Source organism: Flavobacterium rhizophilum (assembly GCF_046000485.1).
Taxonomy (GTDB): domain Bacteria; phylum Bacteroidota; class Bacteroidia; order Flavobacteriales; family Flavobacteriaceae; genus Flavobacterium; species Flavobacterium rhizophilum.
On record NZ_JBELQB010000006.1, the window covers coordinates 173,934 to 187,184 of the forward strand.

A 13,251-nucleotide genomic window follows, 5' to 3' on the forward strand; every position below is an offset into this window, starting at 1 on the left:
TACTTAAGTCTAAAATCTAATTAGTATTTTGCAGCAATTTCAGCAGCAGCTTTCTCTAAAACGTCTGTAAGCTCATCGGTAAATTTACCGGCTTTAAGAGCGTCAAGAGTATCTCTGTGCTTAGCGTTTAAGTACTCGATATAATCTTTCTCGAATTCTTTAACTTTAGCTACCGGTACGTTTTTAAGTAGGTTTTTAGTACCTGCATAAATAATCGCTACCTGATTCTCTACAGTGAAAGGATCGTTTACTGCCTGTTTAAGAATCTCAACGTTTCTTCTACCTTTTTCAATTACATTTAAAGTAGCAGCATCAAGGTCAGAACCAAACTTAGCGAAAGCTTCAAGCTCACGGAACTGTGCCTGGTCTAACTTAAGAGTACCCGATACTTTTTTCATTGATTTGATCTGAGCGTTACCACCAACACGTGATACAGAGATACCTACGTTAATTGCAGGACGTACACCAGAGTTAAATAAATCTGACTCAAGGAATATCTGACCGTCTGTAATCGAAATTACGTTTGTTGGGATATAAGCAGAAACGTCACCCGCCTGAGTTTCGATAATAGGAAGAGCTGTTAACGAACCTCCACCTTTAACGATTGGTTTTAATGACTCAGGTAAGTCGTTCATGTTTTTAGCAATATCATCATCTGCAATTACTTTTGCAGCACGCTCAAGTAGTCTTGAGTGTAGGTAGAAAACGTCACCAGGGTAAGCCTCACGTCCCGGTGGTCTTCTAAGTAGAAGAGACACCTCACGGTAAGCTACCGCCTGTTTAGATAAATCATCATAAATGATAAGTGCAGGACGACCCGTATCACGGAAGTACTCACCTATCGCAGCACCTGCAAATGGTGCATATACCTGCATCGGAGCAGGGTCAGAAGCGTTAGCAGCAACGATAACTGTATAAGCCATTGCTCCTTTTTCTTCTAATGTTTTTGCAATACCTGCTACAGTAGAAGCTTTTTGTCCTACAGCAACATATATACAGAATACAGGTTTACCTGCATCATAAAATTCTTTTTGGTTAAGAATGGTGTCAATACAAACTGTAGTTTTACCAGTTTGACGGTCACCAATTACAAGCTCACGCTGTCCACGACCTACAGGGATCATGGCATCAACAGCTTTAATACCTGTTTGTAGTGGTTCTGTTACCGGCTGACGGAAGATAACTCCGGGAGCTTTACGCTCAAGAGGCATCTCATAAAGATCACCACCAATAGGACCTTTACCATCAATTGGGTTTCCTAGTGTATCAACTACACGACCTACCATTTGCTCACCTACTTTAAGTGAAGCGATACGCTGTAGTCTTTTTACAGTTGATCCCTCTTTAATTCCGGTAGAAGGGCCAAGCAATACTACGCCCACATTGTCTTCTTCAAGGTTTAATACAATACCTTCTAACCCGTTGTCAAACTGTACTAACTCACCATATTGAGCGTTAGACAATCCGTATACACGGGCAATACCATCACCTACCTGAAGAACAGTTCCTACTTCTTCTAATGTAGCACCCGATTCAAAACCGGACAATTGTTTCTTTAATATTGCTGAAATTTCAGCAGGGTTAATTTCTGCCATCTTAATTTATAATTTAGACACTTTTGTGTGATAAATACTTAATTACTTAATTCTCTTTTTAAGGTTAGCAGCCTGTTTGCTACAGATGCATTGAACTGCTTATCACCTACCCTTAGGATAAACCCTCCTATTATAGATTGGTCAACCACATTTTTAATGGTGATTTTTTTATCTGAAAACTCTTTTATTTTCGCCATTACCTTAGCTTCAAGCTCGGCAGTTATAGGAAAAGCAGTCGTCACAGTAGCATGTTCTATATCATTTGCTACGTCAAACTGTCTTGCATATTCTACAGCAATAAGACTAAGGATCCCAAATCTCTTATTTTCTAATAAAAGACGGAATAAACCTTTTGTGATATTTTGTGTAGACGCAAACACTTCGTTTAAAGCACCTTCCTTAACCTCTGCCTTAATGGTAGGGCTATTAATAAAGCTGTTAAGCTCGCTATTTTCTTTAATTGTAGATGCTATAAGAGCCATATCCCCGTTTACCTGCTCGGCTACATTAGAAGCCTGAGCCATTTCAAGGATTGCCTTTGCATATCTTACTGCAGCTCTTGAACCTCTCATAAGATTAGTTTAATTTTACGTCATCTAACATTTTCTCAACTAAAGTAGTCTGAGCAGCATCGTTAGATAATTCCTGTTTAAGTATCTTCTCTGCAATCTCAAGTGATAGGCCCGAAACCTGAGCTTTAAGTTCTGCCATAGCAGCGTTTTTCTCGCTGTTAATAGTAGCCTTAGCCTGCTCAATCATTTTCTCTCCCTGAACCTGAGCTTCAGTTTTAGCATCAGCGATCATTTTTTCTCTGATCTCTCTTGCCTCTTTCATCATAGCATCTCTTTCAGCTCTTGCTTCCTGAAGAATCCTTTCGTTATCTGCCTGTAGGTTTTGCATTTCTTTACGTGCAGCCTCTGCAGCAGCAATAGCATTTGCAATACCTTCTTCTCTTGCAGTGATAGCATCCATAATTGGCCTCCACGCAAATTTAGCTAATAATACTAAAAGGATTATCAGGATAACCGCCTGATAAAAAAACAACCCGAATGAAAAATCGTTGATTAATTTTTCCATTATATATGTTTAATTAAGTTCTTTTAAAATTTAAATCAATAATGCAAACATTACCTGCAGCCAACCGCTGCAGGTAAATGTGTTGTTTTAATTAAGCTGCGAAAAGAGCTGCGAAAGCAACACCTTCAAGAAGTGCAGCGATAATGATCATCGCAGTCTGGATTTTACCAGCAGCCTCAGGCTGACGAGCAATAGCGTCCATTGCAGAACCACCGATTTTACCTAAACCAAGGCCAGCACCTATTACTACTAAACCTGCTCCAATAATTCCTGGAATTGTCATAACTATTTGATTTATATTAATTAAAAAATTCTTACTCTACAATTAATTATATTATTATAGGCTCTTCTTCGGTATGAGGATCGTGATCCTCAGCATGATGATGCTCCTGTACTGCCATTCCTATGAACAGAGCCGAAAGCATTGTGAATACAAACGCCTGAAGGAATGCAACCAATATCTCTATTATCGAAATAAATAATGTTAACCCGAAGAATGAAGGCCCAGCGATCCAGTTTTTGAATACGAAAATAAGACCTAATAAACTCATCACTACAATGTGACCTGCAGATATGTTCGCATAAAGACGAATCATAAGAGCAAATGGTTTTGTAAGTGTACCTAATATTTCAATAGGAATTAAAGCAATTTTCATAAGTACTGGCACATCCGGCATCCAGAATATATGTTTCCAGTAATCTTTATTTGCACTAAACTGAGTTATGAAATAAGTAAACAATGCTAAACATGCTGTTATAGCAATATTACCTGTAACGTTAATCCCAAGCGGAGTTAAACCTAAAAGGTTAAGAATAAGTATAAAGAAGAATACAGTTAAAAGGTAACCCATAAATTTCCTGTATTTCTTTTCACCAATATTTGGTAATGCAACCTCATCTCTTATAAAGATAATTAGCGGCTCAAGCACTCTACCTAAACCTGTAGGTATAGGTCCTTTTTTGTATGACTTAGCTAATCCGATAAAGAATATGAATAATAACGCAGCCGTTATCAGCATTGCCACAACATTTTTCGTGATAGAAAAATCAAGTGGTTTTTCATTTGTAGGATGATGATGCTCATCAAAACTTAAAGTACCCTGAGCATCTGTTTTGTATATTTTACCGTGGTGTAACGCATAGTAGCTACCATCTACTTCTGCAATCTCTTTACCGTGGTGGAATTTTGAAGACGAGAAAACTTTCAGTCCATTATCAATAAGAATAACCGGAAGCGGAAATCCGTAATGCTTACCTTCAGCCTCATCTGAAAAGAAAGTAAAATCGTGAGCATCTTTTAAGTGATGATCAATAAATGCTTTTATTTTTCCTTTTTCATCTGTTGATTCATGTCCTGCTTCGACATGATGTTCTACATCATGGGCAGCCTCCTGATTATGAACCTGTAAGGAATCCTCTACAGAATTAGCCATAGCCATGAACGGAACTACAGCAAATAGGGTTGCTAATGCGATTTTAAGTGATTTTACGGGAAACACCATCTTATTAAATGTCTTAATTTTACGGTCCTTAAATTTTGTGCAAAGGTACATTTTTAATTAATATTCCAATATTATTGGGTAAAAAAATTTACCGTAATTTCAGATTATAGGGTCTATTATTATTTTTTGTTTAATAAACGTGCTGTATAATAGGCCTCTATTATCAAAAACAAAATGAAAATCACAAAAAAATTAATTTTTTCGGTGGAATTTTCTGCAGCCTTATTTATTATAGGTCTGGCAAAAGCATAACATAATGCCATTTTCCCACCTGTTAAAAGAAGGAAGGCATATCCCAATTGCTCTTTGTTTTTGCCTGAAATAAAAGCCAAAATTTCTACTATTATTAAAGAGCAGATAAAAAAGAAAATGTAGGTAACAGGTAACGGGTATATAAAATCTGTTGAAGAGAAACCTGTATCCGGAATAAAATAGAGAAGAAAATTTAATCCAAAAGTAATAACGGCAAATACCGCCAAAAGCAAAAAAGCTGAAACGTAGTCTTTTTTCATTATTTATTTAACTGATTAACCTGCCTTATTACATTATACATTGCAATTGCTACACCTATAAGTGTAAACAATACTGTATTTGGGTTTGAAGTGTTGCCATATTTATTATCCAACCATCCTCCAAACCAGGCAAACAAAAAAATAATTATCCCCATTTGTATGGGGATATTAATAAGTATTATCCACTTGCGGTTATTTCTATCCGGCCTGTTGCTGCTCATTTTTTTTAGACAATGGCTTTACCGAATTTTTCATGGTACAGGTTGCTGTAAATTCAGCTCCCGGTTCTACCGAAAGTTTATTTACGTTTACCTCTCCGGTAATTTGCGCCTTAGATTTTACATTAAGTAGTTCGGCAACTTCAATTTTACCTTCAAAACGGCCTTCAATGTCGGCATTCGTACATTTAATGTCTCCTGTTACACTTCCGGAAGGGCCAATTACAATTTTGCCCTGGCTTGTAAAGTTTCCTATTAGTTCGCCGTCCAGGCGAAAGTCGGTTTTCGAAATGATATCCCCCTTAATTAATGTGCCCTCTACAATTCTATTCGTTTTACCTAAATCTGTGGTTGGTTTTTGAGATTTGTCAAACATGCTTATTCAATTGCTAAAAATTGTGTGAAATTCTTTTTGATTTGTATTACCTTATAATCTTCGCTCGATATTATATATGGTGTTTCGGTAATTTTATATTCCTTATAATCCTTTAGTATACTCACGGCGTCTACCGCAGCTTCTTTACTATTAAGCCCGTGCATAACAATGAAATCTTCGTTCATGGTATATACGTCTCTCGACACGGTTAAGCTCCTGTTGTAGCTTTCCTCAATAAACTTTTTCAGTTTATCGTTTAATTCTTTTGCCTTAGCATCATCCGGGTTATTATCAAATTTGAAGATTATTTTCCAGCTTACTGCAGGGCGTCCAAAATCTACTTTCTCCAGTGTAGGAATATTTGTTTTAAGTATTGCCTCTGCCGATTTACCCTCTTCACTGTTCGGGTAGTTTAACGCCACGTAGTTTAGTGAATTCTTATATTCTCCAAGACCTCTAAGCCTTGCTACAATATTTGCCTTAAGAAGTTCAAATTTAGACGCAATCTCTTCCCCTGTATAGGTATCTATAGCTTCTTCAACTAACGGATATACTTCACGCAGTTTACCGTCTTCATATTGCTTGAACAGATTAGCATAAACCGCTTCCGGACTCTGATTATTATTTTGTTCAGCACCCGGGTTCCTGATAATCTCGGCATAACGGCTGTCAGGATACTCATTAAGAATTTGGTTTTTGTATAACTCTGCCCTTTCTGGGTTAATAATCTGGTATATTTTATACAGGTTATATTTAGATGGCAGTATCAGTCTTTCTTCCGGATTGTTGGTTAACAGTTTCTCCAGCTTATCAGCTGCCCTTTGATATTCCTTAAACTTCTCCTTATATATAGAACCTAACTGGTAGTATGCAAAATTTCTCTCTTTCGCCAGGCTGTCCAATACCACCTGAGAAGTTGGTAATTGACCTATGTAAAACTCAGGACTGTATCTTGGATTAAATTCATCTTCATTTGAAGCTACAGCTGTACTGTCATTAACCGTTTCTTGTTCATCATTTCGTGTGTTACGCTGTTCGGCAGACCACCTCCAGTTATCGGCCAATTTCCTACCTCCCCATTTTCTCTGGAACTCAAGCTTACCATAAGAAACAGTTGAATTGTTATAAAAGTAAAATGTTCCGCCTCCTGGCTGCTGCGTTTGACCGGAAGCACTGCCATTCCCAGTTGTTTTTGCCGCAACTTTTTGAGACATACTACTGTTTTGTTGTCCGCTAAATTTATTTTTGTCTGCTGCCGTGTTAGTAGTACCTCCCATAGTGGTCAAACCGTTGTTCATAGGCATTGCCATAGACTGGGTATTTTGACCGCGGCTCATGTTCTCGGCTATCTGTGCTTCTCTTTCAAGTCTTTCTTTCTCTTTTTCGTCGGCCTCCTTAAGTTTTACGATATATTCTTCAAAATAGGTAACCCTTTGATCATCTGTCATAGCAGCCAAATTAAGAATACTGTCATTTGTTTGTGCTATACCCTCATACTTAATAACATCGTCAAGGTTATCCCTTTTCTTTTTTATAGCCCTGTATTCTCTTGTTCTTTGATTAAGGAAAACTAAAGTACTGTCATAATATTTACCTGCTGTAGGATATTTTGCATTCTCAAAATAAATTTCGGCAATATTCCTGTGGTTAGATGCCGCCAGATATTTGTCTTTAGGGTTTTGTCGTAATGATTTATTGTAATACTCAACCGCTTTATCATCAATATCCTGCTTGTCGTAAAATAATCCTACCTGGTGATTAAGCACATCCAAATAAGGTCTGTTCTCTCTGTCTTTTAAAAGTTTTCTGTACTTTTCCATAAAGACAAGAGTGTCTCCATTTTTATAATCAAACTGAGCTGCCTGCCTTGCATGTGCCTGTATGGTGTACATTCTGGGTGATTTTCTTTTCATATCAATCACCTTTTGGAATTCTGCATAGGCACTATCAGGATATTCCAGGCTTTCGTATAACTGACCTAATATAAAATGGTATCGGGCCTCTTCTTCTCTTTGTTTTGTGAATTCGGCTGCATTTTTAAGTACAAAAACAGCGCTGTCTTTAGAACCTGTAGTTATATATGCCTGAGCTAACATGGCATTTGCATCGGCAAAAATTTGTGGCTCAATCTTTTCTTTTTCGTCTAAAAGCTTTTTAAGGTTTTTTATGGCGATGGCTTCATTCTCTAACCTTAGGTTGGTTTTTTCCCTCCACACCTTGGCTTCAAATATTTTATCGCTTGACGGATACTTATACAATATATAGTTAAAAGCCTCAAGAGCCGGTATAAACCTGTTTTCATAATACCTTGCCTTACCTAATAAAAGGTGTGCTTCATCCATTTGCGGATTCCTTTCGGTACCACCTATATACATGGAGTGTTTTTGGATAGCTTTTGTAGCTTTCTCCTCAGCCCTGTCAAAATTAGGATTCTTTTGTTTTTCTTCCTTCTCGGCTTCTTTACCTGCTGCGGGCTTTTGCTCTTCCTGTTGTACAACAGGCTGCATTCTTTCTACAGGTAAAAGCTCCCAAAAATTATCGCTATAGGTAGTTTTTAACTCCTCCACACCATTAACAAGAGCAATGTTACCGTTATACAGCACATTATATTCTGTAGTGACCGCGTGAAAATTACGGTTAACAAAGCTGTCCTTTTTGGTAGAGCAGGCTATCAAAAAAGCAAAAGTTCCGGTTAGGAGTATATATTTATAAGTACTGGTTTTCAAGGCAAAACATGTTTTTATCCTTAACTTTTAAATTGATGTTTTAGTATTAAGGAGTCGTAAAAATACGTTTCTTTTTTTATTTTATGCAAAAAAATCCCCCGAAGCTTCGGGGGATTTATAATAAAGTTAAACAGCAAAAAAAGCTTCGAGCTCCTGGAGTGTTTCCTGTGATGTTTTAATATCTTTTACAATTTCGCCTTTGTGTAGCGCCACTATCCGGTTGCTAACTTCGGTAGTATGTGCTAAATCGTGACTGGAAACAAGTACCGTAGTATTACCGTCTTCGGCCAGTTCCTTAATAATACGCTTTAGCCTTATTTGTGTTGTAGGGTCAAGGTTCGCAAAAGGTTCATCTAATATAACAACCTCCGGATTGCCTATAAGAGCTGCAATAATACCTACTTTCTTTTGGTTACCTTTGGATAAATCCCTTAAGTACTTTTTTCTGTTAAGTATCTCTCCGTTAAAAAAATCTTCATGCTTTGTCAAAAGAGTATCAACATCGGCTTTATTCCAGCCTCTTAGTTCCCCTATAAAATAAAAATATTCTTCGGGGGTAAGATAACCTATTAAAAAGCTATCATCTATAAAGGCAGATGTAAAAGGCTTCCAACCTTCACTCTCGTCAACCCTTATGTTATTTGATGTGATATTGCCCTGTGTAGGCCTTATTAAATCCAGTAATAAGCTGAAAAATGTGGTTTTACCGGCTCCGTTATTCCCTACCAGTCCAAAACTCTCTCCTTTTGGGATTTCAAGATCCGGTATATTAAGTACTGTTGTATTATTATATGTTTTTTGAAGATTACTTACTTTGATCATGATATATGTGATTTTTGATGGATGATTAGTTTACTTGTTTATATGCTGCCAGCGTATCGTATTTTTCCGATTTATACAGCCTGGCTATTTGGTTGAAAACAAAGTTCCTGAATAAAAGCCCTATTACCCCTGTACCTGCAATTAGAAGATACGCTATGGTATCATTAAAAATGTAATGACCCACAGCATACAATGCTATCGGGATAATTAATTTAGAAAATCCTAAAAGCATCATTTTAGGGTTAAAGGATTTTTGCCCCCCCATAGCCTGTTTAGCTTTGGTTAAATCGACAGGGGTTTTTACAAAAGCTCCGCTTAAAAGCACCATGTAAGCATTGATACCTATATTGTATACCGCACAGGCAAGAATCATAAGATATACATCGACACCAAAATAAAGGTAAAAAGAAGCTAATAATGTAGTTATAACTGTAGCAATTACCATAAGCCACCATTTTGAAGCGATATATTCCCTGTATGGTATGTTTTGGCTCATCATAAGCGGATAGTAAGAACTGTCCCAGCTAGGTACAAACTGACCAAAGGTGAACATAAAACCACTTGTAAGCATTATAGCAGCAAACATTTTCCATGTTGGTGTACTATATATTTCAATACTATTACTAAAGAACAATAGTCCGTAAAACAAAAATAATATACTTGATATCACTGTCATTTTTGCCCTTTTGTTCCTGCGTATCAGTTTTAAATCATTTTTAAGGTAAGTACTCATGGAACCAAACTGATCCAGCCATGCATAACTCTCGGTACGTGCTTCCTCTTCTTTGGTTTTCAAACCCGCATCCAAAAACATGTACTCATAAAAAAACTTAAATGTTGCTCGCCATACAAATACAAGCAAGGCAATAGGCAATAGTGCCATAAAATAAGTACTGTATAATGAAGTAAAGAAAACTTCTGTATAGGTTGTAACATCAAATAAATCATAATACTGTAAACCTCCAAACGTCACAAGCAAAACAATGAAAACTGCAAAAAGCCAATCCTTACCTTCCAGCAATATGTTTAAAAAGTTATTACTGTATACCAATGCCATGATGCTTACATGCCAAAGTACAACACTTACAGGGTTATATCCTTTTACTAACAGTACAATGGAAAAAGGAATAAAAAAGAAAGCATGTATTGTATTAAAAAAAGTAGCCATGCTTTTACCTATGGTAAAGTTTACTATGGTTTTCTTTTTAATGTTGAGGGTTAATAATGGTTTTATATTACTAACCGGAATTTTTTGAAAAACAATCCTTATCCCTAAATCTAACACTATATAATAAATAAGGTATTTGTTTATCCAAAGCATAGGGTCGCTAACTCCTGCTTTTTTTAGTATGGAAAAAGTCCCTGCTCCCATTAAAAGAAGGAAGAAGGCCATCATTATGGCATATAGTAAAACGATTATCTTAATAACAAGATTGGTACTAAAAGCTGCCGATCTGGTAAATGCTTTCCATTCGAGCTTTATAAACTTTTTAAACATTGTATTTTAGGTTTGGTTTACCTGATTAGTAGTGTAAAACATAAAAACGTTACAATTATACTATTGCTTTAGTAATCTGTACTCGGGGTAGGTTTGCTCTAAGTGCGCCTCTGCCCTGTTTATTATTACATATAAAATAATGTACTGGTAAATAGCAAATAGCACCACACCTGCTGCCAGTATCCATTGCCCTATTGCAGAATATTCTTTATCATACACATACTCTATTATCTGATAAGGAATGAATATAAATACAGGTATACTCCCACAACGGAATATTATTTCTTCAAGCATCCAGCGATAGCCTGTTTGTTTTACTTTTTTCCTGTACCTATAGTTAAGTACAAAAAAACGAAACAGACTGAAAATTAATATCGAAAATAATAGTACCGGAGCTATAACCGCATGAATATGCTGTATTGACTTTGCCACTAGCACGGTTAATATTATAGTAAGCAGTATTTTAGGTAATTTAAAATATTCCCTAAAATAGGCCCAAAGTAGTTTTCGGTATTTTTTGGTTAATGCCAACTGCCTTCTTTCCAAAACATCCATAAAACCAAAAACACCAAACTTCTTAAACTCCTGTTGCAGGGCATCATCAAACGAAACCTCAGGTTGCTGCTGCCATTTCTCCTCAATGGCATTAGCCAGGTGGTCTACCAGTTCAGTTTGCAGGTCATAGTATTCTACAAAATGCTTACGGGTAAAAGCATAGAGCTTGTCAATCTCTTCATCAGATATTCTTTTTATCTTATCATCCCTCATATCTCAGTTTGTATTTTTTCATCAGTTGCCTTGACGTAATTATTGTCATAACAATAATAGAGACTATAACACATTGATATAAAATAAAATAAAAATTACCCCCTGTCTCTTTAGGAGCTTTAAAAGTATTTATCCCCAAAATCATTATCCCGTTTATTATAAAACTCACCACCTCCATCAACTTATGTGTACCAGACCAAAGTTTCTCCTTTTTTATCCGTTTATGATAAATATTAAACCCTGATATTACCAGTATTAAAACAAAATATGTTAGATAAAAAACGTAAACTATTTTTTCAAAATTCATATGACTAAGCCCTAATAATGATAATCCGAACAAACTCCCTGCAATAAGCAAACCTTTAACACTTAACAAATTACCAAACAGTAGTTTAATGGCTTTGTTTTTGGCAATTTTCGAAAATTTATTGTTAGAATCTAAAAGCTCTTTTTTATATAAAATCATATAGGTCTTAAACTCATCATAAAAATCACCTTCCTTTTCTTCAAGAACTGTTGCTACATGGTCAGTCATTTCATAGCGTATATCCAAATATTTTACCCCTGAATTCTCAAGATATTGGTCTATAAATTTAATTTGATTTTCTGTTACCTGCATGTTTAAAATTGTAAATCTAGATTAATTTTTGGATTAACCAGTGTTTGCATGTTCTTGATAAATTCTTCCAGTTCTTCCAGTCGGTTTACCGTTTCTTTCTGTCCGTCTTCTGTTAGTTTATAATATTTGCGCAGTCTGTTACCTACCTTCTCTACCTCCACATCCAACAAGCCTTCTCCTTCCAGTTTATGCAGGGCAGGGTATAGGGCACCTTCGGTAATATTAAGTTCACCCTTGGTAATACTCTTTACCTTTTGAGTAATCTCATAGCCATACATGCGTCCGTTTTCTTCCAGCAGCTTCATGATAATAGTAGTAAGGCTGCCTTTATATAACTGAGAGTTTTTCATTTGAAAAATTTTGTATTACAAACATACATAAAATTCTTATGCATAATAGTTTTATGTATATTTTATTTGATTAATGTTGTTTTATACCGTTACAGGATTGCTTATTTTTGCATTGAAAAACACAAAATATGTCAACATTTCACTCACTTACAATAAAAGATATAAGGAGAGAAACACCTGGTGCAGTTTCTATTGCCTTTGAGATTCCTGAAAATCTGAAAAACGAATATAAATTTATTGCCGGTCAGTATATTAACATTAAAAGTGTATACAACGGCGAAGAATACCGTAAGGCTTACTCAATATGCTCCAGCCCTAACAGCAATGAGCTAAGGGTCGCCATAAAAGCGGTTAAAAACGGAGGCTTTTCTGTATTTGCTAATGAGCAGCTTGCTGTTGGCGACACTCTTGAAGTAGGTATCCCTGAAGGTAAATTTACTTTTGAGCCTAAAACCGACCGCCAGAGAAACTATGCAGCCTTTGCTGCCGGTAGCGGTATTACACCGGTACTTTCTATCATACATTCGGTATTGGAAAACGAACCTGAAAGTACTTTTGTATTAGTATACGGAAACAAAACACCCGAAGACACTATTTTCCACCAATACCTGCACGACCTGCAACAAAAATATGTAGGCCGTTTGTTTATCCAAATGGTATATAGCCAGGCAAGAGCAGAAGATTCTCTTTTTGGGCGAATAGAACGCTCTACCGTAAACTTTGTGCTTAAAAATAAACACAAGGAAAAAGAATTCTCTAAGTTTTACCTGTGCGGACCGGAAGAAATGATTAAAACGGTAAGCGAGGTACTGAAAGAAAATAATGTTCCTGAAAAGAGCATCAAATTTGAACTGTTTACCACTCCGGTTGAAGAGAACAAAATTGACGAAAATCTTGAAGGACAAACCAAAATCACCGTATTGGTAGATGATGAGGAAACTACTTTTGTAATGTCTCAAAAAATGACTATTCTTGATGCGGCATTAAAAGAGGGGTTAGATGCTCCTTATTCCTGCCAGGGGGGTATTTGCAGCAGCTGTATGGCTAGAATTACAAGCGGTACTGCAGAGATGAGAAAGAATGCCATACTTACAGATGGCGAAATAGCAGAAGGACTTATTCTTACCTGCCAGGCACACCCTACCTCACCGGAAATTCATATAGATTATGACGACATTTAATTAAATG

General features: G+C 36.4%; 15 protein-coding genes. 1 reads left to right on the forward strand and 14 read right to left on the reverse strand.

Annotated elements, in window-relative coordinates; genetic code table 11:
• Positions 1-20: 20 nt before the first annotated feature.
• The 14 genes from atpA to ABS768_RS09665 form a co-directional block, all read right to left on the reverse strand.
• Positions 21-1,595 (reverse strand): F0F1 ATP synthase subunit alpha, encoded by a 1,575-nt coding sequence (atpA, locus tag ABS768_RS09600; protein ID WP_330443959.1) that lies wholly within the window; start codon positions 1,593-1,595, stop codon positions 21-23.
• Positions 1,596-1,633: 38 nt separating this feature from the next.
• Entirely contained in the window at positions 1,634-2,167 is a 534-nt protein-coding gene (gene atpH, locus ABS768_RS09605; protein ID WP_408074752.1) for an ATP synthase F1 subunit delta, read from the reverse strand.
• A gap of 4 nt (positions 2,168-2,171) precedes the next feature.
• Complete coding sequence (locus ABS768_RS09610; protein WP_408074753.1) at positions 2,172-2,672, reverse strand: F0F1 ATP synthase subunit B; 501 nt, start codon at positions 2,670-2,672, stop codon at positions 2,172-2,174.
• 91 nt (positions 2,673-2,763) lie between these two features.
• On the reverse strand, positions 2,764-2,955 hold the full coding sequence (gene atpE / locus ABS768_RS09615; protein WP_147582315.1) for an ATP synthase F0 subunit C: 192 nt from the start codon (positions 2,953-2,955) through the stop codon (positions 2,764-2,766).
• Positions 2,956-3,001: 46 nt separating this feature from the next.
• Positions 3,002-4,174, reverse strand: coding sequence for a F0F1 ATP synthase subunit A (gene atpB / locus ABS768_RS09620; protein ID WP_408074754.1), 1,173 nt, complete (start codon positions 4,172-4,174; stop codon positions 3,002-3,004).
• Between the two features lie 119 nt (positions 4,175-4,293).
• On the reverse strand, positions 4,294-4,686 hold the full coding sequence (locus ABS768_RS09625) for a DUF6168 family protein (protein WP_408074755.1): 393 nt from the start codon (positions 4,684-4,686) through the stop codon (positions 4,294-4,296).
• A complete protein-coding gene (locus ABS768_RS09630) occupies positions 4,686-4,907 on the reverse strand; it encodes an AtpZ/AtpI family protein (protein WP_408074756.1) in 222 nt (73 codons plus the stop codon). Before ABS768_RS09630 ends, ABS768_RS09625 begins: the two co-directional genes overlap by 1 nt.
• Positions 4,885-5,280 (reverse strand): bactofilin family protein, encoded by a 396-nt coding sequence (locus ABS768_RS09635; protein ID WP_408074757.1) that lies wholly within the window; start codon positions 5,278-5,280, stop codon positions 4,885-4,887. The genes ABS768_RS09630 and ABS768_RS09635 overlap by 23 nt, the downstream gene beginning before the upstream one ends.
• A 2-nt stretch (positions 5,281-5,282) precedes the next feature.
• On the reverse strand, positions 5,283-8,006 hold the full coding sequence (gene porW / locus ABS768_RS09640; protein ID WP_408074758.1) for a type IX secretion system periplasmic lipoprotein PorW/SprE: 2,724 nt from the start codon (positions 8,004-8,006) through the stop codon (positions 5,283-5,285).
• A gap of 126 nt (positions 8,007-8,132) precedes the next feature.
• Entirely contained in the window at positions 8,133-8,828 is a 696-nt protein-coding gene (locus ABS768_RS09645; RefSeq protein ID WP_408074759.1) for an ABC transporter ATP-binding protein, read from the reverse strand.
• A gap of 25 nt (positions 8,829-8,853) precedes the next feature.
• A complete protein-coding gene (locus tag ABS768_RS09650) occupies positions 8,854-10,326 on the reverse strand; it encodes a DUF5687 family protein (protein WP_408074760.1) in 1,473 nt (490 codons plus the stop codon).
• A gap of 60 nt (positions 10,327-10,386) precedes the next feature.
• Positions 10,387-11,094, reverse strand: coding sequence for a hypothetical protein (locus tag ABS768_RS09655; RefSeq protein ID WP_408074761.1), 708 nt, complete (start codon positions 11,092-11,094; stop codon positions 10,387-10,389).
• The gene (locus ABS768_RS09660) at positions 11,084-11,713 is read right to left on the reverse strand and encodes a hypothetical protein (protein WP_408074762.1); all 630 of its coding nucleotides are present in this window, start codon (positions 11,711-11,713) and stop codon (positions 11,084-11,086) included. Before ABS768_RS09660 ends, ABS768_RS09655 begins: the two co-directional genes overlap by 11 nt.
• A 2-nt stretch (positions 11,714-11,715) precedes the next feature.
• Positions 11,716-12,063 (reverse strand): PadR family transcriptional regulator, encoded by a 348-nt coding sequence (locus tag ABS768_RS09665; protein WP_408074763.1) that lies wholly within the window; start codon positions 12,061-12,063, stop codon positions 11,716-11,718.
• A gap of 128 nt (positions 12,064-12,191) precedes the next feature.
• Between ABS768_RS09665 and ABS768_RS09670 the strand changes: the two genes are divergently transcribed.
• Complete coding sequence (locus ABS768_RS09670) at positions 12,192-13,244, forward strand: 2Fe-2S iron-sulfur cluster-binding protein (protein ID WP_408074764.1); 1,053 nt, start codon at positions 12,192-12,194, stop codon at positions 13,242-13,244.
• The last annotated feature ends 7 nt before the right edge of the window (positions 13,245-13,251 follow it).